The following is a 26,264-nucleotide window of genomic DNA, read 5'->3' as shown; positions in this document are numbered from 1 at the left end:
GCTACTCATCCTCACTTATACTTAAAATAATTGTTACAACAACCCCCACCACTGTTAAAGCTACACCCGCTTCAAATATAGTGACAGTTGAAAAGCCCATTTTCCCAAAGATAGGAACATCTATATACGTATGTGCTTGTGTTAAAAATGGTACATCGAAAAACAACGAACCTATTGCAGTTCCAGTTGCAAGCAATACACCAAGAGCTGCAACCTTTTTAAAGTCGAAAGGCATCCCTTTATGAACAGTTTCAATATCATAGGCTAGATATAATAAAACAATGCCCGAGGCTAACACCAGACCACCTATAAAGCCACCACCAGGAGCATGATGCCCAGCAAAGAATAAATACACGCCGAGTGTTAAAATAATGAACACGACCGCTTTGGTAACGGTCCTTAATATCACATCATTAATTTTCATGATCTGCTTCCTCCTTTCGTGGCTTAAGCTTTGTTAGAGCATAGACCCCTAAGCCAGCAATTAGAAGAACAACAACCTCTAGCATCGTATCAAAAGCACGGAAATCCCCTAGTATTGTATTAACGATGTTGGAACCGCCAGCCAATTCATAGGCATCATTGAAGTAAGTAGCCACTGGTTCAAAGCGATCATAGTGTACGACGGCTAAACCAACAATTGTTACGGTTGCACCAACAAAAATAGAAATCAATGCTTTTGACCATTGAACTCTTTTACGTGGTAGCTCTGGCATTAAATCTGGCAAATATTTAAAACATAAAAGGAATAAAGCTGTAGTGACCGATTCAACAACTAATTGTGTTAAAGCTAGGTCTGGTGCACGGAAAATAACAAAGAAGAAGGCAATAGAATAGCCTAGTACACCATTTAGCAACATGGCTGTCACCCGCCCCTTTGCGAAAATCATCCAAACAGCAGCAAAGATCATGACAAACACAAGGATTAACTCGTAGGATTCTATAGCGGAATCTTTGTCAAAATTAAAGGTCATGGCATCTGACCAAACAAAATAACCAGCGATAAGTGCAACAAAAAATACATATATATAGATAAAATAATGTGTTAAATTACCTGTCATATATTTATTGGTAAGCCTCTGTGAGCCATTTTCACTCATCTCTATCATTCGATTGTAGTACGTATTAAACGTATACTTTTGTGAAAATAGACGATAAAGTGGCTTCCAGCTTTTTAATGTTTTAAATAAGATAATGCCAATAATAATGACACCTACTGTCATCAATAACTCTGCATTGATGCCATGCCATGCATGAATATGTGGTGTTAACTCACTTGTAGTTGGGAATGTAGGATAAATACTAGCCATAGCAGGCTCTAAAATATAATGCCCTAATATATTAGGGAAGAAAAAGATACCAACTACCAACAAGCATAAAATAATTGGCGATATTAACATGCCAAGTGGAGCTTCGTGTGGTTTTCTATCAATCTTCTCTGGTTGTAGTTTACCCAAAAATGTACGACTAATTAAAATCAAACTATAGATAAAGGTAAAGATACTTGCCACCCATGCTACTATTGGGAAAAATAACCCTATATCAGCAATAGAGAATGCTTCTACATCACGAATAGCCAATACTGCTGCAAAAAACATTTCCTTACTTAAAAAGCCATTGAATGGTGGCAATCCTGCCATTGAGAAGCTACCAATCACTGCGATTGTAAAAGTGATAGGCATGAAAGACATTAAGCCACCTAAACGACGAATATCACGAGTACCTACTTCATGATCGACAATGCCAACCATCATGAATAAAGCTCCTTTAAAGGTCGAATGATTCACAAGGTGGAATAGCGCTGCAAAGCTTGCTTGAGTGTAAAGAATTGAGTTTTCCTCATAGCCATAATAATGACCAACAGACCCAAGACCAAAGAGACTCATAATTAAACCAAGCTGACTCACTGTTGAAAAGGCTAATAATGCTTTTAAATCCGTCTGACGGACAGCATTAAATGAGCCCCAGAATAATGTAACGAGGCCGATAACACTAACTAGCCAGAACCATTCTGCCTCTCCTCCAAAAACTGGTGAAAAACGAGCAACTAAATAAATACCTGCCTTCACCATTGTTGCGGAATGTAAGTAAGCACTAACTGGTGTTGGGGCCTCCATAGCATCAGGCAACCAAATGTGGAATGGAAATTGTGCAGATTTTGTAAAGGCCCCTAGTAAAATTAGAATAAGGGCAGGCGTAAATAAGGCATGATCTCGTATAACCTCTACATTAGCTACAATTTCACGAATACTAAATGTATGAGAAGCTACATAGAGCATTAAAAAACCTGCAAGCATTGAGAGTCCGCCAAAGACTGTAATCATCATCGCTTTTTTAGCTCCTGCGCGAGATGCCTTTCTATGATGCCAAAATGCGATTAATAGGAATGATGACACACTTGTTAATTCCCAAAATGTGTATAATACCATTAGGTTATCTGAAAAAACAACGCCAAGCATAGCGCCAATGAATAGTAATAAATAGCAGTAAAAGTGATGAAGAGATTCTTTCGTTGATAAATAAAAAATAGAATATAAAATGACTAAACTACCTACACCTGTAATCAGCAGACCAAAAATCATACTGAGTCCATCTAGGTAAGTAGTGAAATTTATATTAAAAGAGGGAATCCACTCATATGTATGAATAACGGTTTTACCCTCGGCTAATTGAGGAATATAGCGAGCGAGTAAAAGAAACAAGATGAATGGAACAGATAAAACAAACCAGCCAAGATGTGTGACACGCCTTAGTCGCCTGTAAAGCAATGGAATTAGAGCAGCACAAACAAATGGCAAAAGTATCGCAATGAGAACTGTGACCAAATGAAAACCTCCTACTATCTAAATCATCTAGCAAATTTTTGTGGTGATGGGTATGTAAAGTGCTAAGACTTTAGAAAATTGTTCAAGCTAAGGAACATATTAGATGTATTCTTGAAATTATTTAATGGAATGTGGTGGGGTGTTAAAGTGCTTAATTGTTTATAAAAACGGTTATTTTAGTTATTTAGTCACTTCTAACCCGATGCAAGCCTAAATAACTTGTGGAAAATCAGATAATTTATACAGTTACAACTCAGTTAATATCAGCTTAATGAAGACACTTGACTATCTATTTAACTCACTGCATAATAGTGTGGCATATGAAAGCAAATTAGCATAGATGCACAGAATGCATAAATTAAATAATCTCTAATTATTGATTTAAGCTTAATCCTTCAAGGGTTTTCCAATACATTTTCGTTAACTTTTATACATTTTTAAGTATACAATATAAATGAGCATAATGCACTGTAACAGCATTGATTTTAGCTGTTTTAGGATAATTTTTTCAAAATCAACAGTGAAATTAACAAAATACCAACAGATAAGAGGTGTACATTTTTTATGAAGCATGTAAAAGGGCGTTTGGATGAAAGTATATTAGTTTGTGTTTACTACGGCTTAAATGGCGAACGTTTGATTCGTCGTGGTCATAAGATGGCCACAATGCTTGATTGCCCACTCTATATTCTTTCAGTCGATTCGCAACCCCTTGATGCATTTGACGCAGAGAAATCTAGTTATATAGAGCAATGGAAAAAGTTATCAGATGAGCTTGAGGTCGAAAAATTTATTCTGCAAGATAATGAAAAACGCCCCATACAAAAGGTTATTGCAGAGGTAGCAAAGAATTATAGCATTTCGCAAATTATCGTAGGGCAAAGCGCACAAAGCCGTTGGGAGGAAATCACGAAAGGCTCGTTCCTAAACGTACTGTTAAAGGAAGTTCCCTTTGTTGATTTTCATATCGTAGCTGTTCAACGCCCAACAGACGATGATGCAAATGAAACATATGAAAAAGGAGTACGTGCTTACTTAATTAAAGAACATGAGAACTTTAAAGTAGCATTTACATGTCCTAAGTATGTATCGATTGAAGGTATATTCTTCAAAGAAATTGGCACAGATTTTGACAACGGCATCTTTAAGTTTACTTACAACGATAAAATGCATGAAGTTCATATTTCAGAGGGCTATGTAATCGATCAGGAAAAATTGCCAGCAGAATTTTTAGCTCCATTAAGACAATAAAAAAACGCGTAGATACGCGTTTTTTTTTATTAGACAGCAGCTGAAGCAGGTTTATCTTTCGGTAAGAAGAAGGCAACTAGTAATAATAAAGGCAATAATGAAACAACAATCATTGTAAAATCAATGCCTTTATGATCCATTAAAACGCCGATAACCATTGCCCCTATTGCGCCCATACCAAAAGCAAATCCTGTTGTTAAACCAGCCATTGTGCCAATTTTTGTTGGGACTAACTCTTGCGCATAGACCACCGTTACGGAGAAGCTAATCATAATCAACGTACCAATAATAACTAAAAATATCATAGCCGCCCATAATGGTACATATGGCAATGCCAAACAAAATGGCATAGGGCCAACTACAGAAAGGATGATGACATTTTTCCTACCAATACGGTCTGATAAAGAGCCTCCGAAAAAGGTACCTACTACACCAAATGCCATGAATGTGAATATTAATATTTGCCCTAGTCGAAGGCTAACCTCATAGTGATCCATTAGATAAAACACATAAAAACTTGTTATATTTGTTGTATAAAATGATCGTGCAAAAATAATTATAAATAATAATGTTAATGCGATGCCAACTTGTTTCTTTGTTAATGGAGGCAATGTTGAGACGAGTACACGCTTTTTCTTGGTTGTACGCTCCTGCTCCAATTGTTTTTTATACCATGTAGCAATTTTACTTAATAAAATGATACCAAACGTTGCAATGACTAATATGATCGCAGCCCCACGTTGTCCGAGAATATCAAAGATGTAAGCACTAATTAATGGTGCTAGTGCTTGCCCTGAATTTCCCCCCACTTGATAAATAGACTGCGCAAGTCCTCGTTTAGATCCTGCTGCCATAAAGGAAACTCTCGATCCCTCAGGGTGAAAGATAGCTGACCCAAAGCCTATAAATAATACTGCAATAATAATAATCCAATACTGCGTTGTGAACGCTATAATAGCAATCCCTATAAATGAACTTATCATACCGATAGGTAAAGCATAAGGCATTGGTTTTTTATCACTGATATAGCCTACCGCAGGCTGCAATGCAGAAGCAAATATGTTTAATACAAAAGAAATCATTCCAATTTGTGTAAAGGTCAATCCTAATTCACTCTTAAATATCGGAAACATCGCCGGGATAACAGCTTGCATCGTATCATTAATAAGGTGAGCAACACCGATTGCAATCATAATCGGATAGATTGGATTGGTTACATTTAATTGTTTATTCATGTTGCCACCTCACTCTTATTTTGTTTAAACATGATTGTCGCATACTATCGACCATTTTGCACAAGCTATAGTTCGACAGCTGTAAAAGGAGTTGATATATGCATGGAAAGCTTTATACATGCTCATTTTTGGGAAATGATTCTACGCACAACACTTTCGTTTTTTGCCTTACTAATTTTGGCACGTATACTTGGGAAAAAACAATTAGGCCAGTTAACATTCTTCCATTATATTACAGGTATTACATTTGGTTCGATCGCTTCAGAAATTGCCTCTCAGGAAGAAACACCATTTTTAGATGGTTTGATTTCGCTCGTTTGGTGGAGTGCTTTAACATATTTGATGACCGTTATTACAATTAAATCTAAAAAAGCTCGCGTTCTCGTTGATGATAAACCAACGATTGTTATTCAAAAGGGTCTTATATTAGAATCAGCGCTACAAAAAAATCGTCTTCATCTAGATGAGCTTACAATGATGCTACGTGAACAAGCCATTTTCTCCGTACAAGACGTTGAGTATGCCTTACTAGAAACGAATGGAAAGCTCAGTGTGCTACAAAAAACCTCTGAACAAGTGGCTACAAAGCAGGATGTTAAAGCAGATGTAACACCACCTACCTATCTTCCTACTGAAGTTATTTCTGATGGTCAACTTATTACTGAGAATATTGTTGAACTTGAGCTGACAGAAGACTGGGTATTAAAGAAATTGAAAAAGCAAAACGTGCATTCTGTAGAAGAAGTTTATTTTGCTCAAGTCCAAACAAATGGTTCCTTGTACATCAGCTTAAAAGATAAAGCGAGACATTCAAGCCCTTAATTGCTTGTCTAGTCTCGTTTTTTTGTTAATCAATTTTGACAATATCTAAGGGCGTAATAATACCGAGTAATCTTTGATGTGGTTGACCATGCTCCGTTATTAATAATGCCTCAAAGCGTCTCCCTCTTTCGACTCCTTGTTTAAATATTTCTTCAGCCTCATAGATAGATATCGTTCTACTGACAAATTTGTAATTCACTCTATTTTTCTCATGAAATAAGATATCATGCAGTGTTGGTATTCTTTTCGGTAAATGATCGCCACCCATCTTTGACGCAAGCCAATTTGTGATTCCAACTGTTGTGATTAGCCCCTTAAACTGCTTATTATAATAAACAGGAAATTGTGTATATTTGCGCTGTCGTATCACTTTTAAAACATGTTTTAAAGAATCATTTTCTTGAAAAATCAATACTCTTTTACGGAACATTTGCCCTACAAGCGTTGGCTTAGCAAGGGTAGCATCTATGTATTCAATTCGTTCTACAACATCAGTATGTGGCTCTGCAATCACATAATGTAATGATGTACGATGATGCACAATCGCATTTCGTAAGTCTGCATATGAGCGGAGATCATCTTCATATTTCTTCACCAAGACATCCTTTTTCTTCGCTTGATCAATCAGCCGATAAAAAGGCATAAAATCCTTAGCACCTACAATATCTCTCAGTCTATGATCTATTCGATTAAACGCTGTCAGGAAACGATCGGAATTTTCAGTTCCCACTTTTCATGTCCCTTCTTTCTATAGTAGTCTATATATTTTCCGAGTTATTTGACAAATTTCGAGTTACACACCCATTATATTCCTAAGTTATAGAGATTCCAAGAAAGGAATTTTACAATCCCTCTTGAAAGTGACGTAACGTCATTTTATATAATGTCATGAAAGGAGGAGTGATTACTTTGCTTACGATTCACAATGTATCAAAACAAACTGGCATTTCTGTTCGAACATTACGTTACTATGAGGAGATCAGCTTGTTACTTCCTATAGCAAAGACTGAGGGAGGACATAGGATTTACGGAGAGAACGAGCTCAAAACGTTACAACAGATTGTATTTTTAAAGGCATTAGGCTTCAAGTTGAAAGAAATTCAGACACTTATCAATAATTCATGGAATTGGGAAGCAAGTTTAGACCATCAGTTAGCTTTTGTAGCAGAAGAGCAAAAGAAACTACAGCAGATGAAGAACACCATCCTTGGATTAAAGAATGCTTCGTCTATCGAAGGTGGGTTAACAGAGTCCCTTATCCAAAAGTACATTAAGCTTTCAAATCAAGAACGAGATCATAAGCAAGCCTTCCGCCAGCAGATTTTTGCAGCTACGGAAATAGAACTTTTCCGAAAATTACCCAATTTAAATCAAAATGATCCTAATTCTTTAGAGTGGATTGGTTTATTAGGTCAATTAAAGCAGCTTCATAAGGAAAGCCCTGAAGCCGATTCCGTGCAGTTTATTATTAAACGAATGATGGAAAAGGCCAAGGTAGAATATAACGGAAATGATGAGTTTTTAGAGAAGATGTGGACGATAAGAAAATCTACTTATAAATCTGAACAAATAGGATTATATCCTTTAGAGGAAGAATTTCTACATTTTATAGAGCAGGCTTTTCATGTTTATGAAACAAAAAAACAGGCGTTAGGAAAGTCACAATCATGAACATAGAAATGTTGCTACTGATTGGGACCTTAGCTTTGTTAGACATGTTTAGTCCTTCTATAATTGGCGTATCCGTCTATGTATTGCTTGTGGCTAAAAAAAAGCAGACCCGCCTTTTATTAATCTATTTAATGACTGTTGGGTTGTTTTACTTTAGTACCGGGATTTTTTTAATGTTAGGTCTAGGTGTCATATTCAGCCCTCTTTCTAATTTACTAGATAGTTACTCAGCTCGATTAATCATGACCATTGTAGGGGGAGTTTTATTTATTGGCAGTTGGTTAGTACCAAAAAGAACGGCAAGTGGATCACCTAAACCAAAATCTTTACATGTGAGCTCTATGGTAGCTTTAGGTTTCACAACTTCTATTTTAGAAGTTGCAACCGCTCTTCCTTATTTCGCGGCAATAGGTATTTTAACGAGTAATCAAATAGTGTTTTATGAATGGTTACCTTTATTGGCAGGATACAATTTAGTAATGATTGCACCAGGGATCATCCTACTATGCTTACATCTATTATTCCGCCGATTTATGAATAAACCTTTAAGAAAAATTCAAACGCTTTTTGATCAAAGAACAAGTTCGACCCTTTCTTGGATCATGTTCTTTGTGGGATTGATTTTACTGATAAATGGTAGGATGATTTAAAATAAAAAACGGTAAAAATCCATTATAAGTTGGTTTTTACCGTTTTCTCTTCAGATTTTTGTCATAGACGCATTTCTTTTCATCATCATGATACCAATGCCGATGCAGATAATTGTCAATGCTAGCGTAATGACTAAGCTCCACCAGTAATCTGACATCTCTATTGTTCCTCGAAATTTTGCAATTCCGTAGCTTGCTAGTTTCCACGGTGATATTGTCCAAAAGATTCCTATAATCATATCGATAATTTGCCCAACAAAGATCACTGTAAATGCACATGTTGTAGCAATAACTGTTTTAAAGCTGGCACTCATCATTAACGTAACAGCTATCACAAATAGCAACCAAATATAGTACGTAGAAAAGCTTACTAACAGTGCACCCATGTCCAACGTTCCATATAGAATAGTTGTATAATAGACACTTGCACCAAACCCAGCTAAACTACTAACAAAACAGATGGTGCTCATAACAACAAATTTACTCAAAAAATATGCGCCAAATGAAATGGGCCGAGCATATAGTAATGTTGCCATACCATTAGCACGTTCCTTACTAATAGCTCCTACAAACGAAGCCATCATCACCAATAAGCCAATTGTTTGAAATTGCCCAATAGAAGCTTGAATTAAATCCAGTGGCATTAATTCTGGCATCAACATTTCAAAGCCCTCTGGAACATTCCCAACAGCATTTAAAATATCCATCATATAATAGTTTGTTAGTGGATCACTCATTCCAAGCAGAGCAAACACTAGAGGAATCCATAAAAACTTCCAACTCCGCCATGCTTCTCTAAATTCCTTTTGCAGAAGTACATTGAATCCTCTCATGCTTTTTTCGCCACCTTCATGAAAATTTCTTCCAAAGATGCTGTCTGTCGCTCTACCTTTCTAATTGTATAAGGACATTCACTTAACCGTTGAAGCAACATTTTCATCGTCGGCTCCTCATTCACAATCTCAATATACACATTACAACCTATTACATGATTAGATGGATTTGCAAAAAGCTTAGCCTCTTCTTCACTGCCAAATTCAATGACATAATTTTGCTCATCAAAACGTTGCCGTACTTCACGTAATGTTCCCTGCTCTACTAGTTTTCCATTTTGCAAGAATAATAGTTGATCTGTCATTTCTTCAGCATCATTTAAAATATGCGTTGAGTATAAAATAGTCGTCTCTTGCTGTAGTCCTTTTAATAAATCAAGTACTTCTCTACGGCCAACTGGATCTAATGCTGAAACAGGTTCATCTAATAGCAGTAATTTAGGCTTATGCACTATTGCTTGGGAAATACCAAGTCGCTGCTTCATTCCACCTGAAAAAGAGGCTATTTTTTTATGTTGGACGTCCCCCAACCCTACAAATTCTAAGGTTTTTTGTGCTTCTAATTTAGCCTTTTTGGCTGCTATACCATTCAACTTTGCAGCCATTTCTGTAAACTCTAACGCAGTTAGCCAAGGATGAAATTGCGGATATTGTGGTAAAAAACCTATATTCGCACGTAAATCATTACCTAGCATCTTTACATTTCCAGCAGTCGGTTTCAAAAGTCCCGTTAACATAGATAAAGTGGTTGTCTTGCCAGCTCCATTCGGACCAATTAAAGCCGTAGAAGTTTTTTCCTCTAAGTTGAAATGAATAGCATCTACAACTTTGTGCTCTCCAAATTGCTTGGTCAAACCTGTAACTTGAAGTAAAGTTGTCATGACTGCTTTCTCCCCACTATAAAGTACGCAATTGACCCTAATAGATTAGCAAATAGAATGATAAACACCCAAAGAATTTTAGGGCCGTTTGTTGCATGAATTTTTCGTAAATCAATAAGTGCTACGATCATCAAAATAATTTGAACGATGATGAGCGGTGCTATAACTGCCCATGGAACTTTTGCTAATTCCTCCATCATATAGATCACCTCATTATTTGTTATACACTAACTATAACAACTTTGTTCTAATAAGTATAGAACAAAGTATCTGTTACATCATAAAAAAAGATGTACCTTATTAGTACATCTTCTCAATTATTTATAAAGTTTTTGCAGAGCCTCTTCCATTTTAGGGCGTATCGTTACTACTGGACGAGCTTTTTTGACAGCTGACTGTGCTGCTTCTAACGAATCAGCCATTCCCAACTCCATTAAGATGGCAGTAGCTGCAACACCTGCACGTCCACCCCCACTTCCACAGTGAACATATACTTTCTGCCCTGTCTCAAAGGCTATAGCAACTTCTTGCGCTACTTGTTGGATGGATGATGCTACCTCACTATCTTCATCTGCTATAGGCATATGTTTATAAGAATAAGGAACTGTTTCCTGCTCTTGAAGGGATAGCCCTTGAACACGAACATCTATCACAACATCAACGGATTCTTGTGTAAATGCAGCCTCTGCATCTTTTGCACCGCCAAAGAACAGTTGATCCTTTACTAAAACATCGTAGTTTTTCTCCATATTCTCCACGCCTCACATGTTTATTTTAGTAAATGCTTAATATCCTCATAATATGGTAGAGCCGTTAAAGCACCTGCTTTTGTTGCGGCAAAAGCTCCTAATTTGTTGCCAAAGCTTGTACAACGCACTAGTTCTGCTTTTGTTGTAGGTAAACCATTATAATGGACATCACGTAGGACACCTGCCATAAATGCATCTCCCGCACCTGTAGTATCCACAGGCACTACTTTCTCAGTCGGTACATGGATAACCTCACCATTAAGGACCGCATAAGTCCCGTTCTCTCCTACGGTAATTAAAATAATAGGCACTAAATAGCTATTTAATTGCTCGATACCTTCTTCTAAGCTACTTGTCTCTGTCAGGAAGAATAGCTCATCATCCGTCACCTTTAAAATATCGACATCCTCGAAAAATGATGTAATCGTATCTCGACAAATTTCTTCACTGCTCCAACGTAAAGGACGGATATTTGCATCCATTGCAATAATTGCACCCTTGTCCTTAGCCATTTCTACTGCTGCTCGTGTTGTAGCAAGGGCTGTTGGATGGAACATTGTGCCTGAACACACCGTTAAAGCCGAGGCATGCTTAAAAGCTGCTTCATTTAGCTGTGATGGTTCAACTTGTAAATCGGGTGTCTCATCAACATAATCCTTAAAAATTCGCTCACATGCTTCTGTTAGATGCACATAAACACCACTTACTCGTTTTGCTGGATCAAATACGGCATAATCCAGTTTCACACCCTCTTGGGCAAGCCCATCTCTCACAAATTGCGAGCCCTCGTCATCACCCGTAATTGTAATTAATGCGGAAGGCGCCCCAATGCGGCTAATACCCGCTGCAACATTGACCGTTGCGCCACCCATATATTTAGTAAATGATGTGTTTGTTACATCATCAGCAATATAGTCAATAAAAGCATCTCCATAGACTAATATAAAATCCTTCTCTTGCTTTGTCATGATAGTCCTCCTGAAAGTCTAGTCATTATAGATTAACACGAAAATTGTCATTCTATAAAGGTTTTTACTTTTGGCATTTCTTTACGAGAGGATGGATAACTTGAGTCATCCCCTATCTTTGTTATACTTGCCTATAGAAAGGTAGGGATTATCAAAATGAGTATTACAATTCGACAAGCGCAACTACAAGATGCCCATGCTGTGGTGCCTTTAATTATCGACGCCATTGGGGATATTGCTAATCGGTTAACTGGTGAGCAATCAACGGAGGCTGTGATACAAGAGCTGACTGTTCTTTTTCAACAAGAAGACAATCGACATTCTTATTTAAATACTTTTGTCGCTACTGAAAATGAACAGATTTTGGGGATTCTCGTTTATTATCACGGCGAACAAGCCGTTCATATGGATGCTAACCTTGTTAAATGGCTTGAAGCAAAAAATGCGCCATCCATTGTTATTGATCAGGAAGCCCATGAAGATGAGGCTTACATTGATACAGTTTGTGTTGCACCTGCTGCACGTGGTAAAGGAATCGGAACATTGCTATTACAATTTGCCGAAGAGCTGACAAAGCAGCGTGGTTATACAAAATTATCATTAAATGTTGAAACCCAAAAAGAAGAAGCTCGCCGTCTTTATGAACGACTAGGCTTTGTTATTACGGAGCCTTGGTCAATTATTGATGAGCCTTTTCACCATATGGTTAAACAGTTTTAGGAAGTGAATAACTAATATATGAAGAACAATTTGATTTACCCTCTTTTGATTATTATTGCATCTAGTAGTTACGGGATCTTGTCGACTATTGTCAAAGTAGCTATGCAGCATGGCTTTACATCAGCAGAGGCTGTATCAAGCCAATATATTATTGGCTTTTTACTCGTAATATCCATCTTTATTTTTACTGACAGAAAATTACCAAGACCGTCCAAGAAGGGTTTACTTATTTTAATATGTGCGGGAATTTTTACAGGGACAACAGGTATCGTGTACGGAGAATCTTTAAAGTACCTTCCTGCTTCTCTTGCAGTAGTCATGTTATTCCAATTTACATGGATTGGTCTACTGATTGATTGTGCCCTCCATAAAAGATTACCAAGTAGACCTGAAGTTATTTCAATCGTCATCTTATTTATCGGAACGATTCTAGCTGCAGGTGTATTAAATGTAGATTTAAGTGACATTCCTATTCAAGGATGGCTATTCGGTTTTACAGCAGCCGTTACTTTTGCATGTTTTATTCAATTTAATTCTCGACCTGTCGAGGGCGTGACTACCACATCAAGGGTATTAATCGTTTCCTCTATAGCCCTTATTATGATCAGTATTTTCCTAAGCCCCGAGGTTATTTGGAACGGTAAACTATTCATGCAAGGCCTGTGGAAATATGGACTAGCACTAGGTCTTTTCGGTATCATTTTACCGATTTATCTATTTTCGATTGCTATCCCTAAAGTCGGTGGTGCGCTTGCTTCTATTTTAAGCGCCATTGAATTACCAGTGGCTGTTACTGTTTCCGTTATTGTTTTGCATGAACCTTTAACTGCTGTACAAATTATCGGGATTGTACTGGTGATTGCTGGCATGATGCTGCCAACTATTGTTGCACAACGTCAACAAAAGGATAGCTTATTAGAAGTACATTTATAAAACGACAAAAAACTCCTTAAAAATGGAATGATTCCTTTTTAAGGAGTTTTTTTGAACTTTAATGAAATGCCATTGCTTACCATTATGTACTTCGCTATGATGAATGCAAATGTAATTTTTTAATAATTCTAACATTAATGTTCCCCTTCGGTATTATACTGCAATATGCAAGTAACTTACTTTAAGAAAGGGGAAGTTGATGAAAAAAGCCTATATTCTTGGTTTTTTCCTTATGTTAATGCTTGTCGTTTTAGCTGCTTGTAATGGCGAAGATCAGCAAAATTCTACAAATGATGCAGCAAATAATGACGAGGCATCAGATGGTAAACAAACAGAAGTAGCAACAACGTCGCCTTCAGGCAAGCTAGTAATTTACACTGGACGTGACGAAGAAATGGTGCAAAATGTGATCGATCAGTTTAATGAAAAATATCCAGACATTGAAGTAGAATTTCTAACAATGGGTGCTCAACAGATTTTAGAACGTCTTCGTGGAGAGAAAGCCAATCCTCAAGCAGATTTTTGGTGGGGCGGAACGCAATCCGCACTCATTGTTGGCGCCAATGAAGACTTACTACATGCTTGGCAGCCGAGCTTTATTGACGCTATTGATACCGCACACAAAGATGTAGATGGACGTTGGTTCGGCGAGATGCTGTTACCTGAAGTAATTATGATTAATAGTGATTTACTAACAAAAGAAACTGGTCCACAGGACTGGGATGACTTATTAGATCCTAAATGGAAGGATCAAATTTTAATCAGAGGTGTACTGGCGTCAGGCACAATGCGTACGATTTATTCTTCCATGATTGTACGACAAGGTGCGGATTCACCTGATAAAGGCTACGAGTGGTTACTACAATTAGATGCCAATACAAAGGAGTACACACAAGACCCTAATGCTTTGTATTTAAAACTAACACGTCAAGAAGGCAGTGTCTCCCTATGGAATCTACAAGATATTTTGTTAAAAAAATATACGACAGATTATCCTTTTGATTATATTTATCCTAAAAGTGGTGCACCTATTTTAGTAGACGGTGTAGCAGTTGTAAACAATGCGAAGAACCTAGAAAATGCGAAACTTTTTGTAGAGTTTTTATTTGAAAAAGAGATGGTAACACAATTAGCTAATGATTATTACCAAATTCCTACACGTTCAGATATTGACAAAGGCTCCATGCCAGAATGGTATCAGGAATTAGATTTAAAAACATTTGATATTGATTGGCAGCTAATGTCTGACAAAGAAGCAGAATGGATGGAATACTGGGATAACAATATTAAAGGGCGCGGTAAATAGTAGAACGAGTAAAAATTCGGCTTATACAGCGAATTTTCACCTTCCTGTATCATCTAGATTCTTTGTTAGAGAGGAGCTAATGATTGAGAAGTGTCAGAATCGAAAATGTCTCGAAGCAATTTGGTCAAGTGTATAGCGTGAAGGACTTAAATCTTGAAATAAAAGCTGGTGAATTTTTTACCTTTCTGGGTCCTAGCGGCTGTGGCAAAACAACCACTTTAAGGATGCTTGCAGGCTTTTATTACCCTACTAAAGGCAAAATTCTTTTTGATGATCGAGATGTCACTCGACTTCAGCCCAATAAGCGCAATATCGGCATGGTATTTCAAAATTATGCCCTTTTCCCCCATATGACGGTTGATGAGAATATTGCATTTGGTTTACAAGTTCGAAAATTTTCAAAAGCTGAGATTCAGCACAAGGTGGATCGAATTAGAGGTCAAGTACATCTTGCTGCTTACGGCAACAGAAAAATAAATGAGCTATCTGGTGGGCAACAGCAGCGTGTTGCTTTAGCTAGGGCACTCGTGATAGAGCCAGATATTTTATTGCTTGATGAACCTCTATCCAATCTAGATGCAAAATTGCGTGAGGAAACACGTATTGAAATCAAACGAATCCAATCTGAGCTTGGAGTCACAACGATATACGTTACTCACGATCAAATGGAAGCCATGTCTATGTCGGATCGAATTATGGTTATGGAAAATGGCTATATCAAACAAATTGGTACTCCTCAGGAAATTTATCATCAACCCAAGGATCGTTTTGTGGCAAATTTTATTGGTGAAACTAATTTAATTGAATGCTCAATCCAAGCTATTGATGGGGAAAATGTACAAGTACGAACAGTGAATGGACATAATTTAATTGGGCGAAAGCAACAAAGCTCTCCCTCTTTAACGCATATGATTGGAGACAAAGTATTTATTTCTATTCGTCCAGAATCGATCCAACTTGGTACTGGTGAAAACACATTAACAGGAAAAATTACATTTGTTGAATTCACAGGTATTAGCGTTAATTACATTGTAGATTTTACTGCGTTCTCACTTAAAGTAATGCTTATTAATTCTTATGACCAAATCAAAAAGATCGGTGAAGATATTACAATCCATATGGCACAAGATTCACTGTACTTTTTAGGGGAATAGGAGGAAGCCAATATGGGGAAACAGTCTGAAAGTACGTGGACGCGAATTTTGCATGCCAATTGGTTTGTCTATGTTTTAATATCGCCATTATTTTTAGTGTTATTCGCCTATGTGGTTTATCCCTTCTATCAAACTTTCATCCAAAGCTTTGCTGGTGATGAAGCGTTCTTTCACTATAAGAAATTTTTTGATATAGCTAGTCCAGCAAATTTAGAGGCCTTGTGGACCAGTATTTATATTTCATTTATCAGCGTTATTTGCTGTGCACTTGTTGGGGTAACAATGGCCTTTTTACTAGAACGCTATAATTTCCCTGGGAGACGGATATTGTCTGTTTTAGTTTTGGTTCCAATGGCACTTCCTCCTCTAGTAGGTGTTTTGTCCTTTTCATTTTTATATGGCGATAGCGGGATTTTCCCACGAATTTTTCAGCATCTATTTGGGTTGGATCACGTTCCTTTTGCCTTGAAGGGAATATGGGGCGTCATCGTTGTTCATACATTCACAATGTATACGTACTTCTATTTGACTGCCTCTGCTGCTATTAAGGGGCTTGATCCTGCTCTTGAAGAGGCAGCTACTAGTCTGGGTGCAGGGCGTATTCGCGTATGGACAAAGGTTATTTTACCGATGCTCACACCTTCTATTGTCGCCTCATCCTTATTGGTGTTTATGATTTCTATGGCTTCTTATACTGCACCTTTGATGTTTGGTGTGGAGCGTACTATGACGATGCAAATTTATTTATCACGTACAAATGGGAATCTTGAGATGGCGGCAACACAGTCGATGATATTATCTTTTGTCTCTATCACTTTTTTAATCATTATGCGTTGGTATCAAAATCGCAGAAATTATCAAAACCTGAGTAAGGGAATTAGTGTTCATCGTTCAGAGGTATCCTCAAAAAAGGTAAAAATTATAGCAACCATTGCTTCTTTTGTTGGCACATTAATATTGATACTGCCTATTTTAGTGTTGATATTGATCTCTTTTTCTGTGGATGGAGCTTGGAAAACGCAAATTCTCCCAACCGATTATACAATCGATCATTATATTGCTCTTTTTACCGATGAACGCACATGGCGACCTATTTGGAACTCCATTCAAATGGGTGTCATTGCAACACTGGGCAATATCATCTTTGGAGTCGCGGCAGCTTATGCTATGGTGCGCTTAAATTTTAAAGGGAAAACCTTGCTCGATATTTTGATAATGGTACCTTGGGCTTTGCCAGGAACAGTTGTTGCTGTTAATTTAATTGCAGCCTTTAGTACAGAAAGTATCTTTAGTTTTAATCAAGTATTGATCGGGACATTTTGGATCTTACCATTAGCCTACTTTATTCGACATTTACCACTTGTTTTTCGATCAACATCTGCCTCTCTTGTACAGCTAGATCAATCGATTGAAGAGGCATCACGTGGCTTAGGGGCCAACTGGTGGTATACATTTAGACGTATTGTCGTGCCTTTAACATTCACCGGGATTTTAGCAGGGACACTCTTAGCCCTCGTGCAAAGCTTTGGTGAATTTGTTGCATCCATTCTAATTTACAGTACATCCACTATTCCATTGTCTGTAGCGATATTCCAAAAATTATATGCATTTAAATTTGGGACCGCCTGTGCTTATGGTGTCTTACAAATTTGTTTAATTTTAGTTGTCCTTATTATTTCTGAAAAACTATCAAAAGGCAGTGCTGGTACAGCCATCTAACTGCCAATCTATTAGGGGGCCATGACAATGTTTGAAGATTTTCGCAATAAAACACAGCTGGAAGATGGGATGATATTCCCTTCTAACATCTATCGAAAAATCGTTTTACAGCCAGCTTATGATGAGGCAAAGAAAAATTTTTTAACAATTATGCTACAAATCAATATTGCTCATTTAAAAATGTTAGAAGAACAAGGACTTGTAAAAAAAGATGAAGCAAAGCAAATTGGGATAGCTCTAAAAAAAATTGACTTAAATTATTATCGTTTAGAGGATTACAGTCCCCAATATGAGGATTTATTTTTCCGCATTGAAAATAAATTAATAGAGCTTGCTGGTGATATTGCTGGAAATCTTCACATTGGCAGAAGCAGAAATGATATGGGTATCGCCATCTATCGAATGACATTAAGAAAAAAATTATTATTATTAATGCGCGAGTTACTAACATTACGTGATGATTTAATCGCTGCTGCAGAGGAACATATCGATACCATTATGATTGGCTACACACATACACAGCAGGCCCAGCCTACAACCTTCGCCCATTATTTAAAGGCGGTCATCGACCAGCTAGAGCGTGATTTTGAACGAATGCAGCATGTCTATAAAACGGTCAATCGTAGCAGTATGGGAGCCGCTGCCTTAACAACGACAGGCTTTAAAATTAGTAGAGAACGTATGCGTGACCTACTTGCCTTTGATGATATTATCGAAAATGCATGGGATGCAGTTGCAGGAGCAGATTATATAGCCGAGGCTGCAAGTATTGTACAGCTTGCTGCACTCAATCTTGGCCGTACTTCTCAAGATTTTTTATTATGGGCTACTCAGGAGTTTAATGCGTTTACACTCGCAAGTCCATATGTGCAAATAAGCTCTATTATGCCTCAAAAGCGTAATCCTGTTTCTATAGAACATACACGCTCATTACTATCTGCGGTTGTAGGAGATGCAAGTACAGTATTACAGATGGTACATAATACACCTTTTGGAGATATCGTAGACACTGAGGATGATATGCAGCCTTATTTATGGCGTGCCATTGACCGCTTAGTTGGTATTTACAAGTTGTTTGGTTCGCTTGTTGTTACAATGGATGTCAATAAGAAGAAGTTAAAAAATCGCGCTGAAAATAGCTTTGCGAATGTCACTGAGCTAGCTGATACATTAGTCCGTTCAGAGGGAATTTCCTTCCGTCAAGCACATAGTATTGTTAGTAAATGTATTAAGGTTCTACTTGCTCATGGAGAGGAATCATTAGCTAGTCTTACCTGGGGACTTGTAAACACACAATCGAAATTGATTACGGGCAACGAATTAACTATTTCGGAAGAGGATTTCTATAAGACGTTAAAACCAGAATCTTTTGTTGGTGTGCGAACATTACTAGGTGGTCCCGCTCCAGCCACTATGAAGGCTGCTCTTGAACGTTCCAAACTGAACGCCCATGATTTTTATGAATGGATTCGCTTAAAGGAAAGTGCCATTATAGAAGCAGAAAAAGAACTAGCAGCCTTTCTAGAGGAATGGAATCAATGAAGCAATGGTTATTGATTATTGATGGTGGGGCGACAAAAACAGCATGTGCAGTTGTTCATGCTGAATCTGGTGACATTGAATATTCTACATCCACTAAGGGCTCTAATTATCAAGCCATTGGTGTTGAATCGGCTACGGCAATATTACAAGAGCTTTTAGCAAATGTTGAAAGATTTTTGCGAAAGTATCCTAATTCCCAAATTGCTGTAGCTACCTTTGCTTTAGCTGGCATTGATTCTCCGAAGGATCATGCAGCCGTCGTGACTATTGTTCAAAATGCTCTTAAGATCACACAGCTACAAATAGACACAATGATTATTGAAAATGATGCAGAGGCCACACTATTAGGTGTGACTGCTGGACAGGCTGGTGCACTGCTCATTGCTGGAACAGGAGCTATTGCCTATGCCTTTGATGGGCAGCGGATTGTACGTGCAGGGGGTTGGGGACATCGGGCTGGCGATGAGGGAAGTGGGTATTGGTTAGGGCAGGAAGTCGTAAGAGCTATATTTAAAATGGAGGATGGTCGTGGGAAACCAACAATCTTAAAGGAAGCTGTCTATCAGTCTTTAGGTATACAAGATGTTACGGAGCTTGCTGAATGGCTATTCCACCCTTCCTATACAAATGCACAACTGGCCAAGATGGGCTCTTTTGTGGCAAGAGCAGTCGAGCAAGAAGATGCTTGTGCCATCGCAATATCTCAACAAGCTGCTCATGAACTAGTCCTTCTAGCAAGCGCTGTATTGAAAAATATTGACTATCAGAATGAACCATTTACTTTTTATTGTAATGGTGGTGCCATCAAGCATAATCCACTCATTTTAAAGAACTTTACTGAGGAAATAACCTTCAAGTATCCTCAAGTGGTCATTACCCTTTGTCAGCATCAGCCTATTACTTATTTAATCGAACGAGCAAAAAGGGCATATGACTGTTTATAAGTCATTGCCCTTTTCTTGCTTTTAAAGTGCCAGTCTCTTCAATTCATTCGTTGTAAAATAGAGATAGCCATCCTTTATAAATAAATCCTTCGAATCCTCCCTATTTAGTACCTCTTCTCCACTACCATCTGGACGAATCTTTGTTAAATATGCCCCTCGGGAATAATTACTAAAGTAGAGCCAACCATCTGAATAAACGATATATTGCGCCCGGGAATTTGTGACACGTTTCGTCTTACCAGTTTTCATATCTAGTACATATAGCTTATTGTCATCTGCAATATTACTATAAAACAATTGGTCTCCAACCTGTGCTGGGAAGTCTATATCATGATAATAACTATACAGTGTGCTTGTTGCTTTTGGATAGTCTTCAGCAATCCACGAGTGATCCTTCGCCATTGTACGGTCATCTACTAAAAAGTATTGGTAGCGTATTGCACCCTTACGATCTGGTACTGGATCATTCCATGTCGTATCGAGATGATACCACTGTCCATCCAACTTGACTAGATTCCACGCATGTCCCTCTTGACCTACATAGCCCACGATATATTTTGTTTCAATACCCAATTTTTGAAGCATAGAGTGAGCAAGTAAAGCATAGCCCTGACATACTCCCCCGTGCTCAGCAAGAACGGTATAAGCGCTGTGTGGGCTAGAATTCGTTTGTTCTGTATAGGAAGTATTGGCAACAATATAGTCATTGACAGCTCGTACTTTTTCTACATCCGTCATAGATTTTTTACTAATCTTAGCAATAATTTCTTGAACATTCATCTCTACATATGCCGCCTGCTCTGGCGTCATTAAATAGCTCTGTTCTCCAAAAATAGTTGCTTTATTTCGCCCATATTCATATCGAATTGAATGTTTACTTACATGGCCGTAAACATAGTCATCGCGTTTGATAGCATTGTTATAGGCCTCTTCTACAATTTGTTCAATTCGCTGTGTATTCCCTTTATATTGAATTTCAAACTTTGGTGAAAAGCTATTATAATACGCATACATCGCATCAGCCAGTTCCTTGGCATTTGTCACGACTAACTTTGTTTCAGGTTTCTGAATAGGTGGAGTTGTAGGGGCTACCTCCGCTTCATGTACATCTTCTATAGGTAGGGCTGTTTCAATTGAGGCATTATCTGAAAGTCTTGCAGTAACATCTACGATCTTCTCCTTTGTTGAAAGTAGCATCGTTTCTATGTCATCATTATTTGTCCAATTGACCACCTGCTGAACAACTGCCTTACCAGCCGTATAAATAGGATCAATAAAAATAATAATAATGGCAATTATAGCTAATTTCTTCCACAAACTCCTCACCTCCAACCGTCTTCCTTACATTATATACAAAAAAAGCACAAAGAACTCACTTAAGGGTCCATTTGTGCTTGTTAATATTTGTTTGTTGACTTAATTAATTTTAAGTGTATGTTCTTTTGTTTGGACATTATACAGTAAATAATTGTCACTAACCTTTAAATTTGTTACTGGCTGCTTCACTAGCACCTCAGCTTTTAACGTTTTTAAATCTAGCTTTGTCAAATACCCACCGTTACTGTAATCACTATAATATAGGTTTTGATTAGTCCCTGTAATATACAACGAACGTTTATCTAATACCTTTGACTTACTACCACTAGTCATATCAAGCTTATACAGTTTATCGTTATCTGCAGTATTACTAAAATAAACAATATTATTTAACTGATGTGCGAAATGGACATTAAGCATATAACTGTATTTAGTGCTTGTAGCAGTAGGATAATTTCCTTTAATCCAAGTATGGTCTTTGCTAATTTGATTGTCCGAGACTAAAAAATAGTCATAGGACGCCGCACCAACGCGATTTGGCAAAGGATCGTTCCACGTTGTATCTAAATGATACCATTCCCCATCAACCTTTACTAAATTCCAAGCATGTGCCTCATTCCCATTTACAAAGCCCACAACATATTTTGTCTCTATCCCAGATTGCTCTAACATGGCATGTGCTGCCAATGCATAACCTTGGCATACAGCTTGTCCTTCAAAAAACAAAGCATAAGCACTATGTGGACTTGCCTTAGTTTTAGTTCCGTACATAGTATTGGATACAATATAATCGTTAATAGCTTTTACTTTTTGAAAATCTGTCATAGAAGGTTTGATAATATTTTTCAGAATTAGATTAATCTTTTTTTGTACAGCTGCTTCTTGAGTTTGACTTGTCAGGTACTTCATTTTATACGTTACATTCCCTAGAGAATCTGCGGAAACCATGGTACTTTCTATATGTCCACTTGCATAAATGGCTTGTTGCTTAGCTTTTTCAAGTGCGTCCATCATTTCTTTTTTGAGGTCGCCTATTTTGCCTGTATACTTAATTTTTATATCGGTCTCAAAGTTTTGTATTTGCTTTGCAAGTTCTTCTGTTAATTGATCCCAACTTGCTACTGTTGAGTTAGCTACCATAGGATAAATTGGGGAGGTATTTTCTGTTTGTTTTGCATAGACCGCAGTTGGACTTAACATCAATAAAGCCGCACCACATAACAATAATTTTTTCATCACTCATCACCTTCCCTTTGATTCTTTCTTTACTATTTAGCATAGCAAAGAATGTACCTACTAAGCTATCATACAAGTTCACTAACTAAGACTTTTAACTAAAAATATATTAAATTTTATATACTATAAAATACCTACTAATAAAATATAATTAGCGAATATAACTATTTTTTTGCAAAAAAATAAAACTCAACTAATTAATAGTGAGTTTTATTTCGATTTAGATTCTGTAATTGTTCAGGCGTTTAGTAAATTATCTACTTTTCACCACTAAATTAACTGCTTCCTGAATGGCTTCGTTCATTTTTTCCCCATCCCCTTCCGCATTCTGTACACATTCCAATAGGTTCGTACTAACAATAACCCCAACTGTACGGTCTACAGCAGAGCGTACTGCTGATAATTGTGTAATGACGGCCTTACAGTCTTTTTCCTCCTCCATCATTTTCAAAATGCCACGTAGCTGTCCTTCCATCCGTTTCACACGATTTTTCACTTGATCTGAATATTCCATATACATTGCTCCTTCTCTTATACTCGCTACGCTCTAATGAGTGATCGTTATTCTTTATCCTAGCTCATTATTTTAAATTTAAACCTAGCCATTACTATTCCTTGGTTTTAGATAATTGATGAGCATTCTCGTAATAATGGTACCAGCGTTTGTTATTTCATCGTACTGAATTATTGAATTTTTCTTTATACGTAATTGCCCAATTTCTACCTCGAAAACTGGACACTTTCTTTTAAGTGCAGCAATCAACATGTTTGTATCATAATCATAGCGTTCACCTTTTACTTTCATTAACCAAGGCAACTCATTGATGGAAATATAACGTAAACCGGTTTGTGTATCCATTAATTTTTTATGATACAGTATCTCGAAAAATAAGCTTGTTGCACGATTTCCCCAGTAAGAAAGAAATGTACTATCAGTTGAACGAAAGTTACGCACACCTAGCACAATCCCTTCAGAAAACACCTTTGTCATGGTTAAAACAAGCTTCACATCTTGTAAAGTATGTTGCCCATGAGCCCCAACTGTAAGGATACCATGGCACCTTGCTTGTTGTTCTCGTATATATGCAAAGGCGGTCTTAAGTGCGCCCCCCTTACCAATATTGCAATCATGCTGTAGTACTTGGCAGCGTTCAATTTTATCTAGGTTTTCAAAAATATCTTTATATTTTTGATCACTCCCATCATTGACAATGATGATTTGTGTAATAGTCGTTGCTAATAATTGATGTACATAGGTAATGAGTGATTGTTGTGGATTATATGCTGGTATAATAGCTGCAATATTTTTCATTTCGATCCCCCACCTAAAGGCTGACAGGTTCTCCGTAGCTACGAATCTCCCTTATATCAAATAGTATCATGTAACACCAACAATTCAACTGATCAATCCCATTAAAACATATCAATAATATCGATTTTTCTCCGATATATGAACAAAGAGATGAAGAGGCGCTTTGTAAAAAGGTTTAAAAGTAAAATGCTTGCAATGACGCCGAGGTAATTAACTGAAAGAGGTGAGTACTTTCGTCATGCATTATGAAAATCTTGAAGAACAATGTCAAAAATTAAGACAGCTGTCCTTCATAATATTATCCAAAAATTTACAGGATGCTAGTTTGCTCGCCATTTCAACCCCAGCAGAATCCTTACAGAAGTCACTTCTTGTATTAGAGGAAATTTTATATGAGATTTATCGATTGGAAATGCATACCGAACCTAAACTCAAAAATGTCCGAATGCTATTAAATAATCGAAGTTTTGTGGCGCAAATTCATCCTCGTCGAATTTATTTATTGATGAATCTAATTCATAAAATGACAAGCCATACCAGTAATGACATTGTAGAAGCCAAAGCAGCTAAAATTGTTTTAGACTATCTTAGCGATATTGTTGAATGGTTTATGAAGCGCTATGATCGTAGTTTCAAATCGAACCGCCTGTCTTCTCATGTCACAGAACTTCCTTCTATATTTGATAAAAATATACTACAGCATGAGCAGTCACGAGAGGCTTACGAACATGCTGTCAAATGGTTTGAAGTAGCTGCTCAGAATGGAGATGCAAGTGCTCAATATAACTTAGGTGCTCTTTACAATCATGGGCGAGGTGTAGAAAAGGACTATAGGCTTGCAAAAATGTGGTATGAACGAGCTGCCGCACAAAATGACGCAAATGCTCACTATAGCCTCGGTGTACTTTATCATCTAGGCCAAGGTGTTATACAGGATTATCTAGAGGCTGCACGTCATTACCAAATAGCGGCTGATTTAGAGAATGCTGACGCCCAATACAATTTAGGTGTACTCTATAATCAAGGCTTAGGCCTATCTCAAAATTTTAACGAAGCTGCCAAGTGGTATACCTTAGCAGCCAATCAAGGTAATACAAGTGCCCAAAACAATCTAGGCTTTCTTTATCATAATGGCACGGGTGTGGAGCAAAACTATGATAAGGCCGTTGCTTATTTCAAAATGGCTGCCTTAACTGGAGATGCAAGTGCTCAATACAATCTTGGTTATATGCATCTTAAAGGGTGTGGTATTCCTCAAAACCAAGAAGAAGCAGCAAAATGGTTTCATATGGCTGCTTTACAGGACCATGTGAACGCAGAGTTTCAACTGGCCATGCTCTATAATACTGGGCAAGGAATGACGAAGGATCATATAGAAGCTTTAAAATGGTTCAAGCTAGCGGCACATAAAGGACATTTAAATGCTCAATACTGTCTTGGCCTGCTGTATGAAAAAGAACAGAATCTTGTGTCAGCAGAAAAGTGGCTACTGCTAGCTGCTGACAATGGCCATATCAGCGCTGGCTTCGAGCTTGGACGTCTATATGCATATCAGCTTGAAGACCCAGTCAAGGCAATGTCATATTTTAGGACAGCCGCTGAAAAGGGCTATGCAGATGCACAGTATGAGCTTGGCCTATTACTGACATCTGGCACTGGTGTTCCTATAAATTATAAGGAGGCCGTTAAATGGTGGCGAGCAGCAACCGATCAATCACATATTCAAGCTGAATATCAATTAGGCCTACTATATGAACAGGGATTAGGGGTAGCCTTAAATCTTGAGGAGGCACGCAGATGTTATCGCCTAGCAGCCACTCAAGGCCATGCAGGTGCGCAGTATCAACTGGGCAATTTATTTGATAAAGGTAAAGGCGTAGAACAGGATTACACAGAGGCTGCTAAATGGATTGAACAGGCTGCATCACAAGGACATATGAAGGCACAATATCAATTAGCCCAAATGCACATTCATGGACAGGGCGTACCAAAGGACTTTGCAAAGGCCGCCCAGCTTTATCGACTATCTGCTAATCAAGGGCATCAAAAAGCCCAATTCCAGCTTGGTATGCTCTACAAAAAAGGGCATGGTGTTGCACAAGACTATCAAGAGGCGACAAGATGGCTGAAAAAGTCACTGGAAGAAATTAAATAAATATTAAAAAACCTACCGCATCACATAAGACACGGTAGGTT

Annotated in this window: 25 protein-coding genes; 12 read left to right on the top strand and 13 right to left on the bottom strand. The window is 37.7% G+C overall.

Annotated features, from left to right (window positions below; genetic code table 11):
- Position 1 precedes the first annotated feature (1 nt).
- Entirely contained in the window at positions 2–424 is a 423-nt protein-coding gene (locus tag LCP48_RS01190; RefSeq protein WP_004233141.1) for a Na(+)/H(+) antiporter subunit B, read from the bottom strand.
- On the bottom strand, positions 414–2,825 hold the full coding sequence (locus LCP48_RS01185; RefSeq protein WP_004233139.1) for a Na+/H+ antiporter subunit A: 2,412 nt from the start codon (positions 2,823–2,825) through the stop codon (positions 414–416). Before LCP48_RS01185 ends, LCP48_RS01190 begins: the two co-directional genes overlap by 11 nt.
- Positions 2,826–3,389: 564 nt before the next feature.
- On the opposite strand from LCP48_RS01185, the gene LCP48_RS01180 reads away from it, so the two are divergent.
- Positions 3,390–4,076 (top strand): adenine nucleotide alpha hydrolase family protein, encoded by a 687-nt coding sequence (locus tag LCP48_RS01180; protein ID WP_004233138.1) that lies wholly within the window; start codon positions 3,390–3,392, stop codon positions 4,074–4,076.
- A 29-nt stretch (positions 4,077–4,105) separates the two neighbouring features.
- On the opposite strand, the gene LCP48_RS01175 is transcribed toward LCP48_RS01180, so the two are convergent.
- On the bottom strand, positions 4,106–5,311 hold the full coding sequence (locus tag LCP48_RS01175; RefSeq protein ID WP_004233136.1) for an MFS transporter: 1,206 nt from the start codon (positions 5,309–5,311) through the stop codon (positions 4,106–4,108).
- A 102-nt stretch (positions 5,312–5,413) separates the two neighbouring features.
- On the opposite strand from LCP48_RS01175, the gene LCP48_RS01170 reads away from it, so the two are divergent.
- Positions 5,414–6,133 carry a YetF domain-containing protein gene (locus LCP48_RS01170; protein ID WP_004233134.1) on the top strand — a complete coding sequence of 240 codons (720 nt, stop codon included), beginning with the start codon at positions 5,414–5,416 and terminating at the stop codon, positions 6,131–6,133.
- Positions 6,134–6,158: 25 nt separating this feature from the next.
- Here LCP48_RS01170 and LCP48_RS01165 read toward each other — a convergent pair whose 3' ends face one another.
- The gene (locus LCP48_RS01165) at positions 6,159–6,863 is read right to left on the bottom strand and encodes a CBS domain-containing protein (RefSeq protein WP_004233133.1); all 705 of its coding nucleotides are present in this window, start codon (positions 6,861–6,863) and stop codon (positions 6,159–6,161) included.
- A gap of 170 nt (positions 6,864–7,033) precedes the next feature.
- On the opposite strand from LCP48_RS01165, the gene LCP48_RS01160 reads away from it, so the two are divergent.
- Both LCP48_RS01160 and LCP48_RS01155 read left to right on the top strand, forming a co-directional pair.
- On the top strand, positions 7,034–7,804 hold the full coding sequence (locus LCP48_RS01160; protein WP_313150665.1) for a MerR family transcriptional regulator: 771 nt from the start codon (positions 7,034–7,036) through the stop codon (positions 7,802–7,804).
- Complete coding sequence (locus LCP48_RS01155; RefSeq protein WP_225340588.1) at positions 7,801–8,454, top strand: GAP family protein; 654 nt, start codon at positions 7,801–7,803, stop codon at positions 8,452–8,454. The genes LCP48_RS01160 and LCP48_RS01155 overlap by 4 nt, the downstream gene beginning before the upstream one ends.
- A gap of 50 nt (positions 8,455–8,504) precedes the next feature.
- Here LCP48_RS01155 and LCP48_RS01150 read toward each other — a convergent pair whose 3' ends face one another.
- From LCP48_RS01150 to LCP48_RS01130, 5 genes are all read right to left on the bottom strand, one after another.
- Positions 8,505–9,287: an ABC transporter permease gene (locus tag LCP48_RS01150; RefSeq protein ID WP_004233128.1), complete on the bottom strand. Its 783-nt coding sequence runs from the start codon at positions 9,285–9,287 to the stop codon at positions 8,505–8,507.
- The gene (locus LCP48_RS01145) at positions 9,284–10,168 is read right to left on the bottom strand and encodes an ABC transporter ATP-binding protein (protein WP_004233127.1); all 885 of its coding nucleotides are present in this window, start codon (positions 10,166–10,168) and stop codon (positions 9,284–9,286) included. The genes LCP48_RS01150 and LCP48_RS01145 overlap by 4 nt, the downstream gene beginning before the upstream one ends.
- Positions 10,165–10,368, bottom strand: coding sequence for a PLDc N-terminal domain-containing protein (locus LCP48_RS01140; RefSeq protein ID WP_004233126.1), 204 nt, complete (start codon positions 10,366–10,368; stop codon positions 10,165–10,167). The genes LCP48_RS01145 and LCP48_RS01140 overlap by 4 nt, the downstream gene beginning before the upstream one ends.
- Positions 10,369–10,485: 117 nt before the next feature.
- Complete coding sequence (locus LCP48_RS01135) at positions 10,486–10,917, bottom strand: protein-tyrosine phosphatase family protein (protein ID WP_004233124.1); 432 nt, start codon at positions 10,915–10,917, stop codon at positions 10,486–10,488.
- Positions 10,918–10,937: 20 nt separating this feature from the next.
- A complete protein-coding gene (locus LCP48_RS01130) occupies positions 10,938–11,885 on the bottom strand; it encodes a carbohydrate kinase family protein (RefSeq protein WP_004233123.1) in 948 nt (315 codons plus the stop codon).
- A gap of 156 nt (positions 11,886–12,041) precedes the next feature.
- Here LCP48_RS01130 and LCP48_RS01125 point away from each other — a divergent pair, with 156 nt between their 5' ends.
- From LCP48_RS01125 to LCP48_RS01095, 7 genes are all read left to right on the top strand, one after another.
- Positions 12,042–12,605: a GNAT family N-acetyltransferase gene (locus LCP48_RS01125; protein ID WP_004233121.1), complete on the top strand. Its 564-nt coding sequence runs from the start codon at positions 12,042–12,044 to the stop codon at positions 12,603–12,605.
- 18 nt (positions 12,606–12,623) lie between these two features.
- A complete protein-coding gene (locus LCP48_RS01120) occupies positions 12,624–13,538 on the top strand; it encodes an EamA family transporter (RefSeq protein ID WP_039885190.1) in 915 nt (304 codons plus the stop codon).
- Positions 13,539–13,737: 199 nt separating this feature from the next.
- Positions 13,738–14,844 carry an extracellular solute-binding protein gene (locus LCP48_RS01115; RefSeq protein ID WP_004233117.1) on the top strand — a complete coding sequence of 369 codons (1,107 nt, stop codon included), beginning with the start codon at positions 13,738–13,740 and terminating at the stop codon, positions 14,842–14,844.
- Positions 14,845–14,927: 83 nt separating this feature from the next.
- A complete protein-coding gene (locus LCP48_RS01110; protein WP_009371494.1) occupies positions 14,928–15,998 on the top strand; it encodes an ABC transporter ATP-binding protein in 1,071 nt (356 codons plus the stop codon).
- Between the two features lie 12 nt (positions 15,999–16,010).
- Positions 16,011–17,717, top strand: coding sequence for an ABC transporter permease (locus LCP48_RS01105; protein WP_004233113.1), 1,707 nt, complete (start codon positions 16,011–16,013; stop codon positions 17,715–17,717).
- A gap of 27 nt (positions 17,718–17,744) precedes the next feature.
- The gene (gene argH / locus LCP48_RS01100; protein WP_004233107.1) at positions 17,745–19,259 is read left to right on the top strand and encodes an argininosuccinate lyase; all 1,515 of its coding nucleotides are present in this window, start codon (positions 17,745–17,747) and stop codon (positions 19,257–19,259) included.
- Positions 19,256–20,203 carry an N-acetylglucosamine kinase gene (locus LCP48_RS01095; protein WP_004233104.1) on the top strand — a complete coding sequence of 316 codons (948 nt, stop codon included), beginning with the start codon at positions 19,256–19,258 and terminating at the stop codon, positions 20,201–20,203. Before argH ends, LCP48_RS01095 begins: the two co-directional genes overlap by 4 nt.
- A 21-nt stretch (positions 20,204–20,224) precedes the next feature.
- Here LCP48_RS01095 and LCP48_RS01090 read toward each other — a convergent pair whose 3' ends face one another.
- From LCP48_RS01090 to LCP48_RS01075, 4 genes are all read right to left on the bottom strand, one after another.
- Positions 20,225–21,529: a transglutaminase domain-containing protein gene (locus LCP48_RS01090; RefSeq protein ID WP_225340587.1), complete on the bottom strand. Its 1,305-nt coding sequence runs from the start codon at positions 21,527–21,529 to the stop codon at positions 20,225–20,227.
- A 90-nt stretch (positions 21,530–21,619) separates the two neighbouring features.
- Positions 21,620–22,756 (bottom strand): transglutaminase domain-containing protein, encoded by a 1,137-nt coding sequence (locus LCP48_RS01085; RefSeq protein ID WP_004233100.1) that lies wholly within the window; start codon positions 22,754–22,756, stop codon positions 21,620–21,622.
- Positions 22,757–23,009: 253 nt separating this feature from the next.
- Positions 23,010–23,270, bottom strand: a complete 261-nt coding sequence (locus tag LCP48_RS01080) for a metal-sensitive transcriptional regulator (protein ID WP_004233098.1) — start codon at positions 23,268–23,270, stop codon at positions 23,010–23,012.
- A gap of 84 nt (positions 23,271–23,354) precedes the next feature.
- Positions 23,355–24,068 (bottom strand): glycosyltransferase family 2 protein, encoded by a 714-nt coding sequence (locus LCP48_RS01075; RefSeq protein ID WP_004233095.1) that lies wholly within the window; start codon positions 24,066–24,068, stop codon positions 23,355–23,357.
- Between the two features lie 238 nt (positions 24,069–24,306).
- Between LCP48_RS01075 and LCP48_RS01070 the strand changes: the two genes are divergently transcribed.
- The gene (locus LCP48_RS01070; protein WP_004233092.1) at positions 24,307–26,223 is read left to right on the top strand and encodes an SEL1-like repeat protein; all 1,917 of its coding nucleotides are present in this window, start codon (positions 24,307–24,309) and stop codon (positions 26,221–26,223) included.
- Positions 26,224–26,264 lie beyond the last annotated feature (41 nt).

Source organism: Lysinibacillus capsici, assembly GCF_020217405.1.
Classification (GTDB): Bacteria; Bacillota; Bacilli; order Bacillales_A; family Planococcaceae; genus Lysinibacillus; species Lysinibacillus capsici.
The sequence above is the reverse complement of the archived record's forward strand: the minus strand, read 5'-3'. Positions and strand labels throughout refer to the sequence as shown.

Excerpts from the sequence above, each read along its gene's own strand:
- LCP48_RS01075 (WP_004233095.1), bottom strand. The coding sequence starts at position 24,068 with ATGAAAAATATTGCAGCTATTATACCAGCATATAATCCACAACAATCA.
- LCP48_RS01070 (WP_004233092.1), top strand. The coding sequence starts at position 24,307 with ATGCATTATGAAAATCTTGAAGAACAATGTCAAAAATTAAGACAGCTG.
- LCP48_RS01145 (WP_004233127.1), bottom strand. The coding sequence starts at position 10,168 with ATGACAACTTTACTTCAAGTTACAGGTTTGACCAAGCAATTTGGAGAG.
- argH (WP_004233107.1), top strand. The coding sequence starts at position 17,745 with ATGTTTGAAGATTTTCGCAATAAAACACAGCTGGAAGATGGGATGATA.
- LCP48_RS01130 (WP_004233123.1), bottom strand. The coding sequence starts at position 11,885 with ATGACAAAGCAAGAGAAGGATTTTATATTAGTCTATGGAGATGCTTTT.
- LCP48_RS01120 (WP_039885190.1), top strand. The coding sequence starts at position 12,624 with ATGAAGAACAATTTGATTTACCCTCTTTTGATTATTATTGCATCTAGT.
- LCP48_RS01175 (WP_004233136.1), bottom strand. The coding sequence starts at position 5,311 with ATGAATAAACAATTAAATGTAACCAATCCAATCTATCCGATTATGATT.
- LCP48_RS01080 (WP_004233098.1), bottom strand. The coding sequence starts at position 23,270 with ATGGAATATTCAGATCAAGTGAAAAATCGTGTGAAACGGATGGAAGGA.
- LCP48_RS01085 (WP_004233100.1), bottom strand. The coding sequence starts at position 22,756 with ATGAAAAAATTATTGTTATGTGGTGCGGCTTTATTGATGTTAAGTCCA.
- LCP48_RS01155 (WP_225340588.1), top strand. The coding sequence starts at position 7,801 with ATGAACATAGAAATGTTGCTACTGATTGGGACCTTAGCTTTGTTAGAC.
- LCP48_RS01105 (WP_004233113.1), top strand. The coding sequence starts at position 16,011 with ATGGGGAAACAGTCTGAAAGTACGTGGACGCGAATTTTGCATGCCAAT.
- LCP48_RS01095 (WP_004233104.1), top strand. The coding sequence starts at position 19,256 with ATGAAGCAATGGTTATTGATTATTGATGGTGGGGCGACAAAAACAGCA.
- LCP48_RS01125 (WP_004233121.1), top strand. The coding sequence starts at position 12,042 with ATGAGTATTACAATTCGACAAGCGCAACTACAAGATGCCCATGCTGTG.
- LCP48_RS01150 (WP_004233128.1), bottom strand. The coding sequence starts at position 9,287 with ATGAGAGGATTCAATGTACTTCTGCAAAAGGAATTTAGAGAAGCATGG.
- LCP48_RS01170 (WP_004233134.1), top strand. The coding sequence starts at position 5,414 with ATGGAAAGCTTTATACATGCTCATTTTTGGGAAATGATTCTACGCACA.
- LCP48_RS01140 (WP_004233126.1), bottom strand. The coding sequence starts at position 10,368 with ATGATGGAGGAATTAGCAAAAGTTCCATGGGCAGTTATAGCACCGCTC.
- LCP48_RS01135 (WP_004233124.1), bottom strand. The coding sequence starts at position 10,917 with ATGGAGAAAAACTACGATGTTTTAGTAAAGGATCAACTGTTCTTTGGC.
- LCP48_RS01115 (WP_004233117.1), top strand. The coding sequence starts at position 13,738 with ATGAAAAAAGCCTATATTCTTGGTTTTTTCCTTATGTTAATGCTTGTC.
- LCP48_RS01190 (WP_004233141.1), bottom strand. The coding sequence starts at position 424 with ATGAAAATTAATGATGTGATATTAAGGACCGTTACCAAAGCGGTCGTG.
- LCP48_RS01180 (WP_004233138.1), top strand. The coding sequence starts at position 3,390 with ATGAAGCATGTAAAAGGGCGTTTGGATGAAAGTATATTAGTTTGTGTT.